General features: G+C 67.5%; 18 protein-coding genes. 7 read left to right on the top strand and 11 right to left on the bottom strand.

Annotated features, from left to right (window positions below; genetic code table 11):
• The first annotated feature begins 26 nt into the window (after positions 1 to 26).
• On the top strand, positions 27 to 656 hold the full coding sequence (locus ACSQ86_RS31010; RefSeq protein ID WP_436307321.1) for an EthD domain-containing protein: 630 nt from the start codon (positions 27 to 29) through the stop codon (positions 654 to 656).
• A gap of 314 nt (positions 657 to 970) precedes the next feature.
• Here the strand turns inward: ACSQ86_RS31010 and ACSQ86_RS31015 are convergent, their stop codons facing one another.
• Together ACSQ86_RS31015 and ACSQ86_RS31020 are read right to left on the bottom strand one after the other, a co-directional pair.
• On the bottom strand, positions 971 to 1,183 hold the full coding sequence (locus tag ACSQ86_RS31015; RefSeq protein ID WP_436307320.1) for a hypothetical protein: 213 nt from the start codon (positions 1,181 to 1,183) through the stop codon (positions 971 to 973).
• A 251-nt stretch (positions 1,184 to 1,434) separates the two neighbouring features.
• Positions 1,435 to 4,302 carry an AAA family ATPase gene (locus ACSQ86_RS31020; protein ID WP_436307319.1) on the bottom strand — a complete coding sequence of 956 codons (2,868 nt, stop codon included), beginning with the start codon at positions 4,300 to 4,302 and terminating at the stop codon, positions 1,435 to 1,437.
• A 363-nt stretch (positions 4,303 to 4,665) separates the two neighbouring features.
• On the opposite strand from ACSQ86_RS31020, the gene ACSQ86_RS31025 reads away from it, so the two are divergent.
• Positions 4,666 to 5,127: a response regulator gene (locus ACSQ86_RS31025; RefSeq protein WP_436307318.1), complete on the top strand. Its 462-nt coding sequence runs from the start codon at positions 4,666 to 4,668 to the stop codon at positions 5,125 to 5,127.
• Positions 5,124 to 5,348: a hypothetical protein gene (locus ACSQ86_RS31030; RefSeq protein ID WP_436307317.1), complete on the top strand. Its 225-nt coding sequence runs from the start codon at positions 5,124 to 5,126 to the stop codon at positions 5,346 to 5,348. The genes ACSQ86_RS31025 and ACSQ86_RS31030 overlap by 4 nt, the downstream gene beginning before the upstream one ends.
• Before the next feature lie 20 nt (positions 5,349 to 5,368).
• On the opposite strand, the gene ACSQ86_RS31035 is transcribed toward ACSQ86_RS31030, so the two are convergent.
• The 6 genes from ACSQ86_RS31035 to ACSQ86_RS31060 are packed head-to-tail and all read right to left on the bottom strand — an operon-like array spanning position 5,369 to position 13,327.
• The gene (locus ACSQ86_RS31035; protein WP_436310410.1) at positions 5,369 to 6,109 is read right to left on the bottom strand and encodes an MgtC/SapB family protein; all 741 of its coding nucleotides are present in this window, start codon (positions 6,107 to 6,109) and stop codon (positions 5,369 to 5,371) included.
• 11 nt (positions 6,110 to 6,120) lie between these two features.
• Positions 6,121 to 7,536, bottom strand: coding sequence for a patatin-like phospholipase family protein (locus ACSQ86_RS31040; protein ID WP_436307315.1), 1,416 nt, complete (start codon positions 7,534 to 7,536; stop codon positions 6,121 to 6,123).
• A gap of 46 nt (positions 7,537 to 7,582) precedes the next feature.
• The gene (locus tag ACSQ86_RS31045) at positions 7,583 to 8,941 is read right to left on the bottom strand and encodes a TolC family outer membrane protein (protein WP_436307314.1); all 1,359 of its coding nucleotides are present in this window, start codon (positions 8,939 to 8,941) and stop codon (positions 7,583 to 7,585) included.
• Between the two features lie 2 nt (positions 8,942 to 8,943).
• Complete coding sequence (locus ACSQ86_RS31050) at positions 8,944 to 12,021, bottom strand: efflux RND transporter permease subunit (RefSeq protein ID WP_436307313.1); 3,078 nt, start codon at positions 12,019 to 12,021, stop codon at positions 8,944 to 8,946.
• Complete coding sequence (locus ACSQ86_RS31055; protein WP_436307312.1) at positions 12,018 to 13,106, bottom strand: efflux RND transporter periplasmic adaptor subunit; 1,089 nt, start codon at positions 13,104 to 13,106, stop codon at positions 12,018 to 12,020. Before ACSQ86_RS31055 ends, ACSQ86_RS31050 begins: the two co-directional genes overlap by 4 nt.
• Before the next feature lie 17 nt (positions 13,107 to 13,123).
• Positions 13,124 to 13,327, bottom strand: coding sequence for a hypothetical protein (locus ACSQ86_RS31060; protein WP_436307311.1), 204 nt, complete (start codon positions 13,325 to 13,327; stop codon positions 13,124 to 13,126).
• An 82-nt stretch (positions 13,328 to 13,409) separates the two neighbouring features.
• Here ACSQ86_RS31060 and ACSQ86_RS31065 point away from each other — a divergent pair, with 82 nt between their 5' ends.
• Positions 13,410 to 13,622, top strand: a complete 213-nt coding sequence (locus tag ACSQ86_RS31065) for a winged helix-turn-helix domain-containing protein (RefSeq protein WP_436307310.1) — start codon at positions 13,410 to 13,412, stop codon at positions 13,620 to 13,622.
• A gap of 149 nt (positions 13,623 to 13,771) precedes the next feature.
• On the opposite strand, the gene ACSQ86_RS31070 is transcribed toward ACSQ86_RS31065, so the two are convergent.
• The 3 genes from ACSQ86_RS31070 to ACSQ86_RS31080 are packed head-to-tail and all read right to left on the bottom strand — an operon-like array spanning position 13,772 to position 16,975.
• Positions 13,772 to 14,806: an alcohol dehydrogenase catalytic domain-containing protein gene (locus tag ACSQ86_RS31070; protein WP_436307309.1), complete on the bottom strand. Its 1,035-nt coding sequence runs from the start codon at positions 14,804 to 14,806 to the stop codon at positions 13,772 to 13,774.
• The gene (locus tag ACSQ86_RS31075) at positions 14,803 to 15,843 is read right to left on the bottom strand and encodes a fumarylacetoacetate hydrolase family protein (protein ID WP_436307308.1); all 1,041 of its coding nucleotides are present in this window, start codon (positions 15,841 to 15,843) and stop codon (positions 14,803 to 14,805) included. The genes ACSQ86_RS31070 and ACSQ86_RS31075 overlap by 4 nt, the downstream gene beginning before the upstream one ends.
• Before the next feature lie 28 nt (positions 15,844 to 15,871).
• Entirely contained in the window at positions 15,872 to 16,975 is a 1,104-nt protein-coding gene (locus tag ACSQ86_RS31080; RefSeq protein ID WP_436307307.1) for a VOC family protein, read from the bottom strand.
• Between the two features lie 198 nt (positions 16,976 to 17,173).
• Between ACSQ86_RS31080 and ACSQ86_RS31085 the strand changes: the two genes are divergently transcribed.
• From ACSQ86_RS31085 to ACSQ86_RS31095, 3 genes are all read left to right on the top strand, one after another.
• Entirely contained in the window at positions 17,174 to 19,150 is a 1,977-nt protein-coding gene (locus tag ACSQ86_RS31085; RefSeq protein WP_436307306.1) for an acyl-CoA synthetase, read from the top strand.
• A gap of 44 nt (positions 19,151 to 19,194) precedes the next feature.
• Positions 19,195 to 19,911 carry a TetR/AcrR family transcriptional regulator gene (locus tag ACSQ86_RS31090; protein WP_436307305.1) on the top strand — a complete coding sequence of 239 codons (717 nt, stop codon included), beginning with the start codon at positions 19,195 to 19,197 and terminating at the stop codon, positions 19,909 to 19,911.
• Between the two features lie 104 nt (positions 19,912 to 20,015).
• Positions 20,016 to 20,840, top strand: a complete 825-nt coding sequence (locus ACSQ86_RS31095) for a GntR family transcriptional regulator (protein ID WP_436310411.1) — start codon at positions 20,016 to 20,018, stop codon at positions 20,838 to 20,840.
• Positions 20,841 to 20,893: the final 53 nt, after the last annotated feature.

The following is a 20,893-nucleotide window of genomic DNA, read 5'->3' on the forward strand; positions in this document are numbered from 1 at the left end:
CCGAAAGGCCCGGAATGATGAAGAGGATGACGCTCCTTGCTAAGAAGGAAGGGACGGCTACGTGCGACTTCAGGGCGTACTGGGCGGGTCCCCATGCCAAGCTCGCGCTCGGCATGGAGGGCATCACCAAGTACACCCATAACCGCGTGGACAAAGTGCTGTGGGCGAGCGACGGCGAGCCTGCTTTCAACGTGGACGGGATCGTGGAACTTTTCTTTTCTGATCCGGACGCTATGCGCCTGGCCCAAGCGTCCGCGGTCGGTCAGAAATACATACCTGCCGACGAGCCGATCTTTCTGAAGGGCTGGACCTTGTGCGTGGTCGAGACCGACGGAGATGAGCCCGCCGAACAGTCTGTCAAAGTCCTCATCCCGTTTCATGCGCAGGCGAAGACTCGTGACACGCTCTGGCGCGAACTGCGACGAGCGGCGGCAGCCACTGGGAACAAGATCGCGTTGAACTGGACGGTCTCCACGGCTCGTCGCGAGCGACTGTGGGCGGAGCCGTATCCCCCGACCGGCTTCATCTGCGTCTGGCTCGACAGCGTCGCGGGGGCCCATGAGGCGTTCGAGCCTTCGTCCGAGCTGCGCCGCGTCGTCGAGACGCATACGAGTGACGGAGTCGCCTATCTCATCGATCAACTTCACATCAGGTAGTCCCTCTGAGCCGGCGCGAGGCCGGCCGCGGCATTTCTCAAGTCGACCGCCGACAACATCCTGCGCCGCGAATTGCGCCCGGTGGCCTGACGCGAACTGCTCAATTCGATAGTGCGATAGCGCCCTGGGAATACGGCTGCATGGTCAGCAATCCGGGCGCAAGCGGACGATCGGCCATGCTGCCCGGCGAAGGTCCGCTGGCCGTGAGCGGAAGTACGCCTCGCTCCGAAGCAGTCGAGAACGTCCACGGTACAAGCTTGCATGCCCGGCACACATACGTCCGCGAGTGGAAGAACGGCCAACGGCTGATCAGCTCACCACCACTCTTCGGCGACGCCCGAAGTCGTCACGCGCGAGTAGCCGGCAGCTTCCCTTTGACGGATGCGCCACGCAAAAAGCAAACGGCACCCGAAGGTGCCGGCTTGCCTGCCTGCAGTCAAACGCGTGCCGGTGGTGCTGTTCGGCTGGTCATCGGCTGACCCACTTGGGTAGTGCAAACGCCCGGTGATCCGGACGCGCATGGCCATGGTAGTCCAACTGGCGCTGTTCAACTGGCCTCGTCAGGGCCGACTGCACAGCCTGGTTCCCCGAGGTGGCCAGGAGCCTGGCGAGCACTAAGGGCGGCCCGCACATCTGCGACGGTGAAGTGTGCGTGCTGGACGACCTTGGCCGCAGCAACTTCGATCTGCTGCAGGACAGAGTTCGTCGCCGGAGGTGGTACGAAGGCGCAGACCCAGTGACCAATTGCGCCGTCGCGCCGCTGGGCCGGGCCGTTCCTTCAGGGGACCCCTGACGCGAGGCCCCGGATCTCTGCGATCCGGGGCGAAGGATCGCCTTGATAGAGCGCGAGCAGCTCGTGCAGCCGGCCGGGGTCCGCAGCCCGGGCGCGAAGCCGCTGCGCCGCGGCCAGCGCCAGCAGTTCGAAGAAGGCGGAGCCGTTCCCGCGAGCCGTCTCTATCGCATCAAGGATGGCATCGTTCGCCAGCGCCTCCTCTCCATCGGCGGCCAGCAGTTCCGCCCTTTGCGTCAGCAAGCCGGGCAGCACCATGTGACCGCCGAGCCGCCGCGCCAGTGCTATGCCCTCGTCGGCGGACACGCGCGCCGCGACGACCTGTCCCGCCTCCAGGCAGGCCTGCACATGGTGATGGTGATACCCGCACAGCCCGAAGCGCATGCCGAGTTCATCGGCGCTGTGTGCCGCTTCGCGCATCTCGCGCAGCCCTTCGTCCACCTGGCCGCGCGCCACCAGGGCGCGGCCGTGCAGCCAGGCGAAGTCGCTGCGGCCCGTCGGCAGCCCGTGTTTCCGGATCACCGCGTACAGGCGCTCGGTGATTTCATAGACGGCATCGAACTCGCGCGCGAGCGCATGCACGATGGCCTGCGCGGATAAGGCGGTCATCTCGCTCAGTGCATGCCCGTTGGAAGCCGCCCGCGAAGCGGCCTGCTGTACCAACTCGCGCGCGCGCTGCGGCTCCCCCGCCAGCCAGCAGACCAAGCCCAGACCGCTCGCGACTTCGACGCCAGGATCCTGCACGAACTGAGACGGGGCCAGGCGCAGCCCCTCCCGCGAATACAGTTCCTGTGCCGCCTCGAACTCGGTGCGCGCTCCCGCCACGTCGCCTCTCAGCATCTGCACGAAGCCCAAGGCGGTAAGCGCGGCCAGCAGCAACCCAGCATCGCCGTCAGCGGCGAGCGCCTTCATCTGGTCGGCCAGCGCGCGGGCCTCGTCGAGCTCCCCTCGCGAGAAGTGCACCCACCAGGCGCCTTGAAGTGCGCGCCGCCAGGCCGGCTGTTCCTCCGCGCGCAGGGCTATGGCGCGACTGAATGCCGCCGCCACCCTCGGGTCGGCGACCACGTGCACGCGCGTCAGCGCGACGCCTTCCAGCACGCGCAACTCGAGCTCCAGGGCGGTGGCGAGCTGCCCATCCCCGAGGACGAGGGCCCTCTGCGCGGCTGCCAGCGCTTCGTGCGCGGCACCGCGTTCGAGTGCGCGCGCGGACACGATCGCAAGCTGTTCCGCGGCGGCCTGCGCAAGCCGACCCCGCTCGTAGTGCAACGCGAGTTCCGCAGCCATGTCGGCCGCTGCCGCGCCGTAGGCGGAACCAAGCGCGGCCGCCCACTGTCGGTGCCACTGCAGCTTGAGCGCGGGCGCCACGCCACCATGCAGCACCTGCCTGTACATCGTGTGGCCGAAGGCATAGCGTGAGGCGATCCGGCCGTCGGCGAGCGGCTTGGCGCCCGTCGCCCTCAGCCATCCCACGCGCCGCGTCGCGTCGTCCAGCAGTTCCTGGAGCGCGTCGACCGGCATGTCCAGTACTTCCGCCAGCGGTACGTGCAGGAATTCCACGCCGCAGAGGCTTGCCGCACCGAGCACGCGGCGGTACTCCGCCGGCAGCCGCGCGATCTGCGCATCGATCAGCCCCAGCACGTTGCTGGGCACGGTGAGGGTCCCTGCCACGGGCACATGCCAGCCGCCCGCATCGCGCCTCAGCGTGCCTGCGTCCACCAGTTCATCCACCACGTTGACCACGAACAGCGGAAGCCCCGCCGTGTGCGCGTGCAGCGAGTGCACGAAACTTTCGGGAGGCGCATCGCCGAAACGCGCGGTGAGGTAAGCACCGATCTCTGCTTCGGAAAGGGACTCCAGATCCACCTCAAGGCTCAGTCGGCGCGTGCGCAGCTGCTGGCGCAGCGCGGCGAGTGGATGATCCTCCAGCACCAGTTCCGTCGGGCGGAACGCCCCCAACACCATCAGCGCCGCCGGTCCGCGCCGGTGCGCGAGGTAGCCGAGCAGCTGCACGGTGGCGTGATCGCTCCAGTGCAGGTCTTCGAGCACGAGGATCACGGGCCCATCACGCGTCACGCGGTCGATGAGCTCGCCGAACTCGCGCAGCATGCGGTCCTGGGCCGCGCCGCCCACTTCCTGCTGGAGCCTGCGGCGGTCCTCCTCACTTAGGAGCCAGGGCAGTTGGAGCAGCCAGCTGGGCGCCACCTCGCGCATGGTGCGGGCGACGGCTTCGCCGCCTTCTGCCCGGCACAGCGCGTTGAGCGCTTCGAGCACGGGCATGTAGGGTTCCCCGCTGCCGTAGTGTTCGATGCACTGCCCGAACGCCAGCCTCGCTCCGCAGTTCGCAGCGAAGAGGTCGATGAGCGCACTCTTGCCGGCGCCTGCTTCGCCGAGGACGAAGACCAGCTGGCGCTGCATGCCGCGCGCGGCGTCGAGGCTGGCCTGCAGCCGCGCGAGTGCCGTGTCGCGGCCGACGAGCGAGGTCGGCGCCGAACTGGCAGGCTGGTGCTGGACGACGAGGGGGGCAGCGGTGTCCTCCGCAACCGTCGCGATGAACCGATACCCACGCCGCGGCGCCGTCTGGATGTAGCGCGACTCGCGTGCGTCATCGCCCAGCGCTTGGCGCAGCTGGTTCACCACGTTTTTCAAGGCGGATTCGTTGATGTGCCGGTGGCCCCACACGGCATCGAGCAGGGCGTCCTTGGCTACCAGCTGGCCAGGGCGACGCGCCAGCTCGCACAGCACCTGGAAGGCGCGCGGGGGCACCTCGACGGTTTCGCCGTCGCGGCACAGCAGAGCCTCCGCCTCGTCGATGCGGAAGTCTCCGAACCGAAGTCGCAACGGCTGTACCTGCTCCATGCGAGCGATTGTGCCAGTGCGGGCATCAACGATAGACCGCTGCGGTGCCCGTGAGACGGCCGTGAAACAACCCCATGCACCTGCGCCCTGGCGACCGCATCAGCGCGACGATCCGCACCGACGACGGCTGCATCGGCCTCGGCGAGCAGACCACGCCCTGACCCGGCCCAGGAGTGAGGAATTGCGCCGGGCGCGAGCAAAAAGGACCGAACCGGGACCGAACCAAGACGACTTCGGGAGGGCTGGAGCTTACCTTTCTGTCAGCGGCTAACAAGCCCCACAAGGAATGCTTCATGACCTGCTCTCGTCGCTCAACACGTACTGCACCCCACGACTCTCTCCGTGTGAAGAACTGACCCGAACATGACCTGCACCCGCCCCTCCCGCGCGCTCCGCGTAGCCGTCGCCGACGACCACCTCTTCGTCCGCTCCGGCCTGAGACGCTTCATTTCCTCCTTTCCTGACTACGACTTCGCCGGCGGCGCGGCAAGCGCTGAAGAGGCGCTGGAACTCGTGCAGGGCGCCGACATCGACGTCCTGGTGTTGGATGCCGACATGCCCGGACGCAGCGGGTTGGAGATCCTTCCGCGGCTGATCGCGATCGCGCCGCGCATGAAGGTGCTCGTGGTTTCTGCCTTGTCCGGCACCGCCGTCGGCCCCCTCGCGCTGCGCGCCGATGCATTTACCTACCTCGAAAAGCCATTCAATCCGCAAACGCTCGACGAAAGCATCCGATCCGCCGCAGCCGCGCTTGCCCGTTCTGCCAACGACGAAGGTTTCCGCCCGCGCAGCGACGAGTCTTCCGACGAAGGGACCAGGAAATGATGAACCAGGCGCCAACTTCGCACTACGAGCTGTGCTTCCGCTCGCTGTTCCACAGCCGCCCCGGTTTTGCGTTTCCCTGCAACGCTCGAGGGGAGGTGCACCTCGATGGACTGAGCGAGCGCGCGCGCAACAACTACTTCTACGCGCGAGCCATGGTGGGCCGCGAGCTGGCGCCGCCTTCAGTGGCCCAGCATGCGGCCATCGCGACGCCGAGAAAATGAATGGAGGAAGGAAGCAGCACTCAGTTCTTTAAGGGAACGATGCTGAACCGCAGAACATCGCCGGAGCGTGCCAAGCCTTGGGCCATCTGCGCGGGTGACGTGGACCGCGAGCGGTCCAGCGAAACGACGCAGAACCGCCATACGGGCACGTTGTCGCTGTAGATGACGCTGAAACTGCCGCGCATCACGCGGTACCCATGAGCCAGCGCGACCTCGGTGACTTCCTCGAGCTCCGGAGCGGCGTCCGGCCGGAAGCTGAGGGAGACGTCGAAGATAGAGCGGCCTGGCAGCTTCAGCTCGATCCGGTGGACGACCGACATGGACAGCATGCACAGCACCGAAAGCAGCAAGGCTGCCGCATAGAGTCCCACGCCCAGAAGAACCCCGATCGCAGAGGCAGCCCAGATGGAGGCTGCCGTCGTGAGTCCGCTGACGTTCAGGCCGTCCTTGACGATGACGCCCGCGCATAAAAAACCGACTCCCGTGACCACGCCCTGGACGACACGCGTCGCGTCGGGCGTCACCTGCGACGCCGCGCCACCGTACCAGAACGGTGCGAAGCCCACGAAGATGGTGAGCGCCGTCGAGGCCATGCACACGAGGCCATAGGTGCGCATCCCGGCGGCGCGACCGTTGTAGGAGCGCTCGTAGCCCACCAGCATGCCGAGCATGAGCGCGCCGAGCAGGTTCAAGCCGATGAACGCATTGGCAGCCAGGAAGCTGCCGCTCCAATAGAGCTCCATGGGGGGAAGGGAAGGCATGGAGGGGGTGCTCACTGCAGTTCGTCGGCATCGCTCACGGCAAGGCCCGCGGCTTTCCCGGGAGCCCCCAGGCTGTGCCGCAGTCGCTGGAACTGCTGGGATTCGCGCAAGGCACTACGCCCCCCGGCGATCAGCTGGCGGGCCTGGACCGGCAGGATCTCGAAGGAGGTGGGAACGTGCAGCAACGCGCGGCGCAGCGCGGGATCGGGCGCGTCATGCAGGCTGACATTGATCACGTGCAGTTCCGCATCGGCGGCGAAGGGACTCCCGTCGCGGCCGCGCTCCGCGGCCAGCTCGGCCTGCGCGCGGCGGACCGAGTCCTGCACGATCTCGATCGTCTCCTTCGTGTAGCGGCTTCCGGCCCCGAACACCAGCGCCGTCAGGATCTGGCCCGTGCCTGGCACACGGTCCGTGTCGTCGATCCGCTCGCCGATATCGCGCTCGGAGTTCACGCTCACGAGCACGATCTTGTGGACGGAGCCGGGCGGCAGGTGGCGGAAGCTCTCCCTCAGCGAACCACCCGCGACGGTGTGGTCGACCAGGCCGCGCACGCCGAGGTTGTCGGCGAGGCCGCCGTCGACGAGGTGGAGGTAGGGGCGGGCCCTGGCGTCGCTATAGCTCTGCGCGATGAGATGCAGCATGCGGGCCGACAGGTTCTGATCCGCGTTGTCCAGCAATTGCTTCTGCTCCGGGCGGGCGCAGCTGCCGGCATGGTTGCGCAGCGTCATGGGACTCAGGAGGAGCGGAACCGAAGAGGATGCCGCCACCGCGAAAGACAAGGGCAGGGAATCCAGATCCGAGCAGATCAGCGCGAACTGTTCGGAGGTGAACTCGAAGGGCGCGCCCGTGGTCAGGTCGGTCGCGGTGACCAGCAGGCGGGGCCAGGGCCGCCGCGTCCGCAGCTGCCCGTAAGTCACGTTGCGGAAGACGGCGTCCAGCCGTTCCTGCAGCACATTGCCGCGGCCCCACCACGGCGAGGTGAGGCGATAGAGCGTGGAGGGGGCAACGGCCTGGCGCAGAAGGGCGTTCTGGAAGTTCACCAGCAGGAAGTCCTTTTTGAACCGTGTGAAGACCTCGTCGCCGAAGGCCGCGTAGTAGCCGGCGAGGATGCTGCCGCCCGAAACTCCGCTGACCAGGCCGACCTCGTCGAGCAAGGTCGTCTCCCTCCCGCCGATCTCGAAGCGCGTGGCCTTGAGCTCTGCCAACACACCCAGGCCGAACGCTGCTGCCCGGGCACCGCCGCCGGACAGGGCGACAGCGGCGACGATCGGACGCTCCCGCACGGGCGCGTCCTGCTGCGGCTCCTCGTGCAGCATGAGGGGCAGGGGAGCCGGCGCGACGTTGCGCCCAGGCTCGTTGATCCAGGGACGGGTCGTCGAGCAAGCCAGCAGCAGCGCGCTCGCCATGCAGGCGCTGGCCAGGCGCACGACGGTCCTGGCGATGACGGCACGCGGCTGCGTGGCGCGGCTCCTTTCAACGCGACGCAAGCAAGCCATTGAGGTTGCGCACGTCGGACTGATTGAGTTCGCCGGCCGCCGCGGAGAGACGGACACGCCCGAGCAGGTAGTCGTAGCGCGCCTGCGCCAATGCGAGCTCGGCTTCGAACACGCGCTGCTGCGCATCGAGCACGTCGGGCTCCGTCCGCGTGCCCACGTCGCGCCCGAGCGTGGTTGCCTCGAGTGCCGTGCGGGCGGATTCCAGCGACTCCGTGAGGGATGCCACGCGGGACACGCCCGTTGTCACCGCGAGGAACGCGTCCTGCACGCGGAGGCGGACCTCTCGCCGCGCCGCGGCCAATTCCTGCTCGGCCTGGCCTTGTTTCGCGATGGACTCACGCTCGCGGGAGTCGATGCCTCCACCCGCGTACAACGGCACGCTGAACTGGAGGCCCACACTGCCCGTGCTGCGGCGATCCATGCTCTGCAGCGGCGAGAGATTGCCGCTCTGCCCCGTGCCCGAATAGCTGGCCACCAGATTCAATGTCGGACGCCCGGCGAGTCCGTACTTGCCGATTTCGGCCGTGGCGATCTCCAGCTGGGAGCGCTTCGCGCGCACAAGGGTGCTGTGGTCCTCGCCGCGCCCCTGCCATGCGTCGAGGCCGCTCGGAACCGGCGCGCTGGGGACGAAGTCGGCCGCGAGTCCGGCCAGGCTTTCGGCGGGCAAGCCGGTGGTCTCGCGGAACTCGGCGCGGCGCAGATCCAGGGTGCTGCGCGCGGAGATTTCCTTCGTCACGACCTGGTCGTAACGCGCCTGCGCTTCCCGCAAGTCCGTGATCTTGCCGCGCCCCACGTCGGATCGCGCCTGGGCGCGGTCCCGCTGCAGCCCCAACGCAGCCTTCTCGGCCTGCGCGACGCGCAAGGCGTCCTCCGCCAAGAGCACGCCGAAGTAGGCTTCCGACACACGCTGGACGAGGTCCTGGCTGGCGTGGTCGAACTGCGCCTCCGCGAGGTCCGACTGCAGGTGAAGCTGCTTTTTCTGCGCGCTCACGTTCGCGTCGTACAAGGGCTGCGTGAGCACCACGCCGGCTTGTCGTACCGTGCCTTTTCCCGACGAGGACAGGAAGGACGCCAGCGCGGGAGGGATGTTGCCGGACGAGTGATCGTGGATGCGGTTCACTCCCGCCTCCAGGCTGATCCGCGGGCGCAGCAAGGCATCGCCCTGCACGGCCAGCTCGCGGCCCGCGACACGCGCCTGGTCGGCGCCGAGCTTCGCGGGGTCGTGGCGCAGCGCGGCCTCGTATGCGGTGACCAGGTCGACGGCATGCGCCGCGGCGGAAAACAGGCCGAGGGCGGCCAGCAGCGCCCAGCGGGCGCTCGGGTTGAACACATTCATGGCTAGGCTCTTGTCGCCGGTTCGGCGCAGGGGGGTTGCGGCCGTTCGGCCCGGTAGCAGGCGGCGTACAGCGCCGGAAGGAAGAAGAGCGTCAGCAGCGTGGCGACTGCCAGTCCGCCCATGATGGCCCAGGCCATCGGGCCCCAGAAGACCGAGCGCGTCAGCGGCACCATGGCAAGGATCGCTGCCAATGCGGTCAGCACGATGGGACGCAGCCGCTGAACTGCAGACTCCACGATGGCGGTCCACAGCGGGGCGCCGGCCGCAAGTCCCTGGTCGATCTGGACCACCAGGATCACGGAGTTGCGGATGATCATCCCGGCCAGGGCAATCACGCCCAGCATCGCCACGAAGCCGAAGGGAATGCGGAAGGCGGCCAGGATGGCGCTCACCCCGATCAGCCCCAGCGGCGCCGTGAGCAGAACCAGCCCCATCTTCTTCATGTCGTGCAGCTGGACCATCAGGAGCAGGAGGACCACGATGATCGTCACCGGCATGACGGCGAGAATGGACTTCTCGGCCTTTGCGCTGGACTCGTAGGCACCGCCCACCTCGATGCCGTAGCCGAGGGGAAGCTGCTTGGCGAGTGCCTCGATGCCAGGGAGCAGCGCCCGCGTCACGTCGGGCGCTTCCGCCCCGGAGAGGTCGGCGCGCACGGTCAGCGTCGGCACCCGGTTGCGGCGCCACAGCTGGCTCTCCTCGCTGGTCATCGTCAGGCGCGCCACCTGCGAGACGGGCACGAATTTCCCTTCGCGCAGGTAGATCTTCGCGTCCTTCAGATTGTTCAGGTCGGTGCGCTCCGCTGCGACCAGGCGGGAGACGACGTCGATGTCCTGGTCTCCCTCACGGAACTGCGTGATGGGCGTGCCGGTCAGGGAACCCTCGAGCGCCGCCTTGATCTGCCACGAGCTGATGCCGAGCGCGCGCGCCTTGTCCTGGTCGACGTCCACTTGCACCCGTTTGGTCCGCTCGCCCCAGTCCTGGTTGACGTGCCGCACGTGCGGGTTGGTGCGCATGAGGTCGGCGACCTGGCCGGCGATCTCCCGCACGCGTTGGTCATCGCCGCCGAAGACGCGGAACTGGACCGGATAGCCCACGGGCGGCCCATTCTCCAGACGGTTCACCCGGCCGCGCACGTTCGGCAGCTCGTGGTCGAAGATGCGCTGCAGGCTCGCCCGCACGCGCTCCCGCGCCTCGCCGCCCTTGGTCATCACCATCAGCTCGCCGAGGTTCAGGTTGGGCGTCTGCACGTCCAGCGGCAGGTAGAAGCGCGGGCTGCCGGTGCCCACGTAGCTGGTGACCGCGACCACGTCCGGGTCCTTGCGCAGCATGGCCTCGACCTCGCGCACCTCGCCCGCGCTCGCCTCGAACGTGGACGCCTGCGGCATCCAGAGATCCACCATCAACTCCGGCCGGTCGGAGGCCGGAAAGAACTGCTGCGGAACCAGCTTGAACAGCAGGAGGGATCCCGCGAACAGCGCAAAGGTGATGCCGATGACCCAGCGCCGGTGGACCAGACACGCATCCACGAAGCGGCGGAAGCGCACGTAGAAGCCGCGCTGGTAGACCGCCTCCTCGTCGTGCGCGGCGTGCGGGTGCTCCTTCAGCAGCTTGAATCCTATGTAGGGGGTGAACAGCACCGCGACGATCCACGACAGCACCAGCGAGATGCCGACCACCTGGAACAGCGACACCACGTACTCGCCCGTGCCGGACCGCGCAAAGCCGACCGGCAGGAAGCCGGCGGCGGTGATCAGCGTGCCGGTCAGCATGGGAAACGCTGTCGCGGTGTAGGCGTAGGTGGCGGCACGAAACTTGTCCCACCCCTGCTCCAGCTTCAGCGCCATCATCTCGACGGCGATGATCGCGTCGTCCACCAGCAGACCGAGCGCGATGATCAGCGCGCCGAGCGAGATCCGCTGCAGGTCGATGCCGAACAGGTACATCGCCAGGAAAGTTAGCGCGAGCACGAGCGGGATGCACAGTGCCACCACCAGGCCGGTGCGAAAGCCCAGCGAGAGGAAGCTGACCGCCAGCACGATGACCACCGCCTCGGCGAGGCTCGTCTTGAACTCGTGCACGGATTGCTCCACCACCCGCGGCTGGTCGCTCACGGCATGAATCTGGACGCCAACGGGCAGGTTCGCCTGCACGCGCTTCACCGTCTCGTCCAGCTCCGTGCCAAGGCGGATGACATCGCCGCCCTTGCGCATGCTGACCGCCAGACCCATGGCTTCGGTCCCGTTAAAGCGCATCTTGGTCACCGGCGGATCGACGAGGCCGCGTCGCACCTCCGCGATGTCGCCCAGGCGGAAGGTGCGGTTGCCCGCGTGTATGCCGATGCTGCGGATACCTTCGATCGAGTCGAACTCGCCGCTCACCGTGAGCCGCACCTGCTCGGCGCTCGACTGCACCGTGCCGGCGGCCGCGACGGCGTTCGTCTGGGCGAGGGTCGAGGCGATGAGCGCCGGATCGATCCCCAGGGATGCCAGCTTGGCGGTCGAGGCCTCCACGTAGATCTTCTCGTCCTGCTTGCCCACGAGATCCACCTTGTTCACGTCCGGCACGCGCAGGAACTCGTTGCGCGCCGCGTCGGCGAACTCGCGCAGTTCGCGATTGCCGAATCCGTCGCCCGTGAGGGCGTACAGATTGCCGAAGGTGTCGCCGAACTCGTCGTTGAAGAACGGGCCCTGCACGCCTGCCGGCAAGGTGGCGCGGATGTCGCCGACCTTCTTGCGCACCTGGTACCAGACGTCGGGAACCGCGGCAGGTGCAGTCGCGTCTCGCAGGTTGACCTTGATCTGGGTTTCCCCGGGCCGCACATAGGTCGCCGTGTAGTCGATCTCGGCCACCTCCTGCAGCTTCTTCTCGATCTTGTCGGTAACCTGGTCCGCCATCTGCTCTGCGGAGCTTCCCGGCCAGTACGCCTGCACCACCATCGTCTTGATGGTGAACTCGGGGTCCTCTTTCTGGCCCAGGCTGCGGTAGGCCAGAACGCCTGTGATCGTCAGCAGCAGGAGCAGGAAGGCGATCATCTGCGGGTGCTTCAGGGCCCACTCGGAAAGGTTGACGCCCTTCATCGCGCGTCTCCTGCGGCAGGCAGCTTCACGCGCTGCCCGGCCTGCAGCATGTGAACGCCGGCCGTCACCACGGTTTCGCCGCCCTGCAGCCCGGAGGCGACGAGCACGCTGTCGTCCTGGGCGCTGCCCAGCACCACCTCCCGCGCCGCCACGCGCGACGTCTCGGGATCCACCACCCACACGTGGCGGCGCCCTTCGGCGTCGACTACGGCTGTCAGGGGCAGGCGTATCGCGCTCGTGCCGTCCACATTGGGCGTAACGACAGAAGCCGTCATGCCCAGGCGCAGGAGCTCGCGGTCGGGGTCCTGGATCGTGATGCGGGCGGAGTAGGTGCGCGTCACGCTGTCGGTGGCGGGCGCCAGTTCGCGCAGCACGCCCGTCCAGTGCCTGCCCGGGTGCGCCCAGACCGAGACCTGCAGCAATCGCGCCTTGCGCAGCTCGTCAACGCGTCCCTCCGGGATGCTGATCGCCACTTCGCGTTCGCCCTCCGCGGCAACGGTCACCACCGACTGTCCGGCACCGACCACCTGCCCCGTCTCCGCGGCGATCGCCGTGACGACGCCATCGCGGTCCGCGGTGAGCACCGTGAAGCCGCGCTGGTTGGCGTGGATCTCGCGCTGCGCCTGGGCCGAGCGCAGCTGGGCCTCGGCCTGGTCGAGCGCGAGCTTCTGCTGGTCTAGTTCGGCGCGCGAGGCGAACTGGCGCGCGAGCAGTTGCTCGGTGCGCTGCAGCTCGGTGCGCGCTTGCGCGACGCGGCTCCTGGCCGCGTCGACGTCGGCGCTGGCGGAAGCGACTTGCAGCGCCTCCTGCTGCGGGTCGAGGCGCAGCAGGGGCTGCCCGCGCTTGACGAAGGCTCCGACGTCGACCAGGCGCGCGACGACCTTGCCGGCCGTGCGGAATCCCAGCTGGCTTTCGTAACGCGCCGCGATCGCGCCGGAATAGGCGGACCCCACCGAACCGGTGTTGTGGCCCGCGACGACGGCGCGGACAGGCCGCACCTCCTCGTGGGGTTTGGCGGGCTCGCCCGTGCAGGCGGCCAGCAGGGTGGCGGTCGCCAGCGGTGCGATGGCCCATCGAACGTTCATCAATGCTCTCCTTGTTGTCATGGCAGTGCTCGGCGAGTTCCGGCGGCGTGCTGAATCAGCCAGGCGAGCAGTTCCTGCGCGGTGGCAAAGTCGGTGCTGTCGCCACTTGCTACGTGCTCGGCGCGGCCGACCAGCTGGCCGGATTCGGGCCTCGCGTCGCGGTGCATCCGGAGGACATACGCGCCAGCGGAGGGATAGGTCGGGTGCGGGTTCAGGGTCATGGCAGCAGTTTGAAATCGCGGCGCCCTGAAGTCGTCTCGTTACGGTCCCGGTTCGGTATCGATCGAGGTTGCGAATCCATCCATGAACCAGACAACACCCCTTCAGGCCCGCTTCGGCCCGCACCGGCTGGAGGAGGCCGAGGCGCTGCTGGAGCGTGACGGTGCGGCCCTCGAACTCACGCCGCGGGCTTTCCAGGTTCTCTACGCTCTGCTGCGCCAGCCCGGACAACTGGTGACGAAGGACGCGGTCCTGAATACGGTGTGGGCCACCGGCACATCAACGAAGCGGCCTTGAAGAACGTCGTGAGCCAGTTGCGGCAGACGATCGGGGGACGCCGCTTCATCCAGACTGCGGCAAGGCGCGGCGCCGAGCCTTCATGCTCGTGCTCGAAGCGCTGGATGAGTTGTGCTGCGGGAGGGTGGCGCAAGCGTGGTGCTGACCGTTCAGGGTGGAGGGAACACCAGCACGGACCGCCCCTGCGCGCCGGCGCGCACGCGTTCAAAACCGGACGCAGCGTCATCGGGTGTGCCGGTCCAGCCGACCGGCAGGCGCAGTCCCGCCGCGAATGCAGCGAGGAGCGCCTCCAGCGCCTCCTCGTCCGGCTGGAACAGCACCCAGGCATATCGCGCAGACGTGCTGCGCGCCGCCACTTGGGCCCGGGAAGCCCGCCGCGTGCTGTAGCTGTGACGTGCCCCGCCAAGCCAGCCGTGACTGTCGAAGTTGGCGAGCAGCGGATGCACGGTGGTGCTGTGGCCGAACGCATGGTCAGCAAGCCGGGCGGAAAGTTGCGCGTCATCCGCCCAGCTGCCGAAATTCAGCACTGCAGCGAAGTCCGAAGGCAGCTGGCCCAACGCCCCGTTGCCCCGCGGCACCAGCTCGTCTGCGCCCAGTTCCTTGCAGGCCGGCAAGTGGGCAGCGCTCGCGACGGCGGTAGTGAGCGCACCCCATGTGCGCAGCACGTGAAGTGCCATGCGGCCCAGCGCACCCGAAGCTCCATTCACGAGCACCTTGCGACCGGCAGCCGTGACCGGCCTGAGCCCCGCCGCGCGCAGCGCGATCCACATGGTCGTGAAGCAATACGGGAGTGCAGCCAATTCCATCAGGTCGGTGCCCGGCGGCACCGGACGTACATGGCGGGCGGGAATGACCACGTGCGATGCATGCGCTCCGTAGCGACCTGTAGGAGAGATGCCGACGACCATGGCGCCGAGCGGCGGTGTCGACACGTCGGGACCATGGTCGCGGACGATCCCGACCACGTCGTTGCCCAGCACCAGCGGGAAATGTCCGGCACCGCGCAACGAGAGCAGCCGCCGCCCGTAGCCACCGGCGCGCTTTACGTCGATGGGATTGATGGCAGAGGCGAGCTGCTCGACGACGAGCTCGCCGCGTCCCGGCGGGCGCAGCGGCATGTCGCGCACGGACAGCCGCGGCGGGTCTTCGGGCGTGAGGCAGACAAGTGATCGCGCCTGCTTCATGCTTTCGCTCCTTGAAGCTCGTGTTCGACAACGCTGCGCGCTCGCGATGCGAGCGCGACCGAGGGTCCCATCGCGTCCGATCGGTGCGCCGCAATCGCCGTGGTCTGCTCACCCAGGTCGATGGCGCCGTCGTCGGTGCGGATGGTCGCACTGAGGCGGTCACCGGGGCGCAGGTACATCGGGTTGCTGCGCCCCTTCGCGATGAAGGCGCGCCACTTGCCGGCCTCGCCGAGGAAATGCCGCATCACGAAGAGGGCGAACTTCCCAGGTGCCCGGGCCGCACAGCCGGCGGGCGTGCCGGTGGCGATCAGGTCACCGGCCTGCACGTCCATGACCGAGGCGAGTTCGCTCAGCGTCGCGGCTGGCTGGTGGATCATCTCGCCGCAATATCCATCCTGGCGCGGCTGTCCGTTTACCGCAAGCCGCATGCGCAGCTGCGGCCAGCGCTTCCACTCGTCGGCGTTCAGCAGCACGATGCCCGGGCCGACCGGCCCGAAGCCGCGGAAGCTCTTGCCCTTGTAGAACTGTCCTTGGGGCAGCTGCACGTCCCGTGCCGACAGGTCATTGACGATCGTGACGCCGGCCAGCCATTCATGCAGCCGATCCGGCGCGACGACGGTGCCCGCCGGGATGTCGTGCCGCAGCACCAGGCCCAGCTCGATCTCGTAGTCGAGCAGGTGCACGTTCGCCGGACGAACGACCGGGGCATCGGCGGGCGTGATGCAGGAGCTTGCCTTCGTAAAGAGCGTGTTGAACGGAAAGTCGCTCGCCTTCAGCCCGGATTCCTCTACGTGGCTGCGGTAGTTCACGCCTTGGCAGAGGAACTGCTGGTTGGTCGTCACGGGCGCCAGCACGCGGACCTCGGCGAGCGGCACGGTGGCTTGGTCCGCCCTGACCTCCCAGAGGGCCGCCCAATGGCGGGACAGGAGCTCGCCCGTGGTGGCGGCAGCGATGTCCAGGGGGGCGAGGCGGGAGCCGAACTGCACGGCCCAGAAGGTGCGCGTGCCGTCGTCACAGCGAAGCAGGATGCGTGGCATGTTGGGATTCCAGTTGGAGTTGGTGGAGTCAGGACCAGGGGCGCGCGGGCGCGTCCATGGCTTGGGCAAGCAGCTTCAGGCGCTGCACGCTGATGCGCTTTTCGAGCACGAGCCGCAGCACGCGCAGCGCCGTGCGGAGGTTCTTGCCGGGCTTCATCGAGGGCGGGGCGTCCGGCCCCCAGGCCCAGATCCCGCCGAAGTCGAGCGGCGAGTAGCAGGTCTCAGAGTCCGCGGTGAAGAGATCACTGTCGGTGTAGTGCTCGTACTCGATTCCGTCCGGGTCGCGCCAGTAGTCGAAGAGCTGGCTTCCCAGGAGATGCCGGCCGATGCCCCACAGGTGCCGCCAACCTCCGGCGCGCAGAACCTGCTGGCCCTGTCCGAGCGCGTCGAGGTCGATCACCTCGTAGGCGCTGTGCTCATACCGGTCCTCGATGGCGCCGACGAGGACGAGCGTGTGATGGTCCGCGGGTTGCGAACCCAGGTCGAGGCGCATGAAGGCCAGCGCCGGACTGCCGTCGGCGAGGTACTGCACGTCGCTCGGGATCAGCCCCAGTACGCGCATGTACCACTGCGCCATCCCTGCGAAGTCCACCGTTTGCAAGACGAGATGCCCCAGCCGCACGACGCGGGCGGGTTCGATCGGCGTGCGCACGGTGGCGTTGATGCGGGGTGCATGGACCGCGGAGTTGGTCATCGCGCCGACAGGGTCGCGGTTCGGCAGCGTCGGCACGGATGGCAGCCCCTGGAGGAGCCACACCGGACGGCCGGAGGGATCCAGGATCTCGATCCCGCGCGCTTTCACCGGAAGCTGGTCGGGGCGCAGCCAGGTGCCGGCGAACTCGCGCTCGTACACGCGCAAATCCGTATCGGCTGACATCTGGAACGCAGCGCCGATGAATCGGTTGGCCGATCCTGGCTCGGCCACCGTCACACATGGCGTACCCGCTGTTCCGCGGGCGACGATGCACTCGGGCCCTGAATGCGCGATCGTCAGCCCAAAGTCGCGCCAGAACCGCTCGGTCTTCGCCAGCGACCTCTTCTGCCAGCGCAGGAAGGCCAGCGAGATGGCGCGGCCGACCGCGGGGGGGCGAGACAGGCGTTGAATGGTGGAAGGCAGGCGGCTGTCCGGCATGGCTTCCGTCTGCCGTAGGGAAGTGGAACCTCGCATGGGTACTTGTGAACGGCTACCAGCTTCTGAGGCGGTAGCGACGTTGCGAAGGGGGTGCATGGGTTTCACAGGTTGGACAGGCGACGAACTGATGTGATAATGACTTATATGTCATTATGACAGAATTGTTATTTTCCCTAGCCCTCACTGCCGAGTCCACCGATGAACCACGATCCGCATGCCGTCCCGCCCGCGTCCTTCGAGTTGCCGGAGCGGCTCGTGCCATCGTCCGGAATCGGATCGCTGGACGACGTGCATCGGCTCGAAGACGCTGTCTCCGATCCCCTGGCCGAAGTCCACAGTACGTATGAGCTGCTGGGAGGCGGCGCGCGGCGAGCGCCGGACGCGCCGGCCGTCTCCTTTTTTCTCGAGCCGACCGACTACGCTCATCCATTCACCTGGACGCACGGCGAATGGTTTGCCCGCATCACCCAGACGGCCAATCTCCTGCGCCGGTTGGGCCTCGGTCGCACAGACGTCGTGGCGTTCGCCCTCCCCAATCTTCCAGAGACGCACTGGATCATCTGGGGCGGCGAAGCCGCCGGCTCAGTCTTCGCGATGAACCCGCTGCTCGAGCCGGGCATGCTGCGCGAGCTGATGATCGCGGTACGCCCCAAGCTGCTCGTGACGCTGGAGCCCACCCCCGGGTCCGACCTCTGGGAGAAAGTGGCCGCGGTCGCGCAGCAAGTGCCCGGGCTGCAGGCGGTTCTGACGGTCTCCCCGCGGCGCTACTCGCGTGCGGCGGCACCGCCACACTCCCAAGCGGGAGGCGCCCAGCAGGGACAGCTCGAGCGACTGCCGGTCCTCGATCTCCATGACGAGCTGCGCAAGGTCGAGGGCAAAAGCCTGGAATTCGAGCCGCCGTGCCTGGACGACGTGGCTTCCTACTTCTGCACGGGCGGAACGACCGGACTGCCGAAGATCGCCGTCCGGACGCACCGCACCGAAGCCGCGAACGCAATGCAGCTCGCCGCCATGTTTGGCGACAGTGGCCTTTCAGGCCCGCTGTTCTGCGGCCTGCCGCTCTCCCACGTGAACGCGCAGATCGGCACTGGATTGATGCCATGGGCGCTGGGTCGCCACGTGGTGCTCGGGACGCCTTCGGGCTACCGCGCGCCGGGATTGATCCCGCTGTTCTGGCGCATCGCGGAGTACTTCCGCTTGTGTTCCTTCTCGGGTGTCCCCACCGTCTACTCGGCCCTGATGCAGGTTCCGCCGCACGGGCACGATCTGTCCTCGCTGCAGTTCGGCCTCTGCGGCGCCGCCCCCATGCCCTTCGAACTGATCAAGCGCTTTCAGGACGAGACGGGCGTCAAGATCCTGGAAGGCTACGGCCTCACCGAAGGGGGCTGCGTCTCCACGATCAACCCGCCGGGGGGCACCGCCAAGGCCGGCGCGATCGGGATCCGCGTGCCATGGCAGGAAGTGAAGGTGGTGGTGCTGGACGGGGAAGGGCGCTACATCCGCGAGGCAGCGGTCGACGAAGCGGGTACGCTTGCGATCTCCGGTCCCAACCTGTTCCTCGGCTACCTGAACGCCGCCCATAACGAGGACCTGTGGATCGACATCCCAGTCGAACGCGGCCATGCGACCCGCCGTTGGTTGAACACCGGGGATATGGGGCGCTTGGATCGTGAGGGGTACTTCTGGCTCACCGGCCGCAGCAAGGAGCTGATCATCCGGGGCGGCCACAACATTGATCCCAAGTTGATCGAGGAACCGATGCACGAACATCCCGCCGTCGCCCTGGCGGCGGCGATCGGGCGTCCCGATGTCCATGCCGGAGAGGTTCCCGTGGTGTACGTACAGCTGCGCCCCGGCGCATCGGCCTTGCCGGAGGAACTGATGGATTGGGCGGAACGCAGGATCGCAGAACGCGCCGCGTGGCCGAAGCAGGTACGGATCCTGCCGGCGCTTCCGACCACGCCGGTCGGCAAGATCTTCAAGCCGGCACTGGTCGATCGCGAGATCGCGGCGGTGGTGAATGAGGAAGCGCGAGCGGCGGGCGTGAGTCTGCGCGCATGCGAGGTCGTACGTGACGCGGCACGCGGCATCGTTGTGCGGTGGTCCGCGGCCGGCAACGGGGATGCCCTTTGCCAGCGGCTCGCGCACTACACATTCAGGCAGGAACCCGCCTGACCCAGGCTGGCCTTTCCGCACCCGCCCCAAGGCAGAATCCGCGCATGCAGAAAGAAGACCACCGGACCCGGGTTGCCGCGGAACGGCGCGAGAGGATGCGCCGGCGCCTGTTCGAAAGCGCCATTCAGCTCGTCGCCAAGAAGGGGCCGGCGGCGACTTCCATCGACGACGTCATCCAGGCGGCCGAGGTCTCCCGGGGAACCTTCTACAAGTACTTCGACGCCCCGAACACGCTCTTTGACGCGTTGGCTCTGGAGGTGATGAACGACCTCATCCGCATGGCGGAACCTGCTGTGGTGCGCTTCGACGATCCGGCGCAACGGGTTTCCACCGGCATGAGGCTGATCATCCGCCTTGCCATGACGAACCGCGAAGTGGCCGGGTTCCTTGTCCGACTGGGATGGCCAGAGATGCGCAGCGGCCGCGTGCTGCTCGATTTCGTCAAGCGCGATCTCGAACAAGGCATGCGGCAACAGCGCTTCGTCGATATGCCCATGCGCCTGGCAACGAACATCGTTTCCATGACGGTCCTGGGGAGCGTGCACGCGATGCTGCCCATGCGCTCGCCGAAGGATTTCGCACAACAGGCGGTCGCCAGCGCGCTGCGAGCCCTGGGCGTCGAAGGGAAGGACGCCGTTCGCATCGCAACAATGGAGTTGCCGGTGCCGGAACCCCTGGAGAGCGGGCTGCTCTGGCCCAGGACTGCTGTACGCGGGGTGCGACGCGAAGCACCCGCACGCAAACCGGCCACGACGAGGTAGCTGAGGGGCGCCAAGTTTCGAATGCCGTTGCTTCCTCCACGAGGGACGCTTGCGGCGTGTCGCCGCCGCATGCATGTGCATAATTGCAAACTTAGGCATTTAGCATGATGGAAGATCGACTCATCGCAAGCGAGCGGCAGGAGCTTCCGGCCGAGCGCGGTGTTGCCCAATATCAGCGCTTGGCTTCGCTGCTGAGGCACCGCATCGCGAAGGGCGAATACCCGCTCGGCGCGCAGCTGCCCCCGATGACGCAACTGGCCGACGACCTGGGTGTCGCCGTCGTCTCCGTCCGGCAGGCGTACGAGATGCTGTCCAGGGAAGGGCTCATCCGCAGCCAGCGCGGTGTCGGGACGCATGTGGCAGCACTGCCCGCCGAGGTGGGCGAGCTTGCGCTGGCGATCAACGATCCGTTCGCCGCGCCGCAGGCGCTCGCCTTCGAGATTCTCGAAGTGCGACGGCCCACCGCCGTCCCGCAGGAGCTGCTTGGGCCGGACGATAGGGCGGCCAGCGAAAACGTGTGCGTCCGCAAGCTGCACACCTATTCCGGTGAGCCGTTCTGCTACGCCGAGATCTATGTGCCGACGTCGGTCTTCGAAGCGCTGCCCAGGGACACCGCCAAGAAGAGGAAGTTGCTCGCCGCGGTGCTCGATGAACTCGGCCCACGCTGCAGACGGGTGCGACAACGCATGACCGTGATGCCCGCGGACTTTCCCTTGTGCGACATGCTGAAGATCCCGTTCGCTTCGCCCGTCGCCAAGATGTCGCGGCGCCTGGTCGACGGCAAGGGCAACGTGCTGTACGCCGGCGTTACCTGGTATCGGGGCGACCGCTACGTCTCCGAGATCGACATCCCCATCTCCGCATTGAAGTCCGCGCCCGGAATCACGGAACCGCAGCCGCGGGCGATCGCCGAGCGAAGACCGGGCTAAAGAGCCTTCGGTCGAAGCAGCGGGTAAACCCGCATGGTCGGATCCTTTCTTCC

This window comes from Variovorax sp. LjRoot130 (assembly GCF_964253755.1).
Lineage (GTDB): Bacteria > Pseudomonadota > Gammaproteobacteria > Burkholderiales > Burkholderiaceae_C > Variovorax.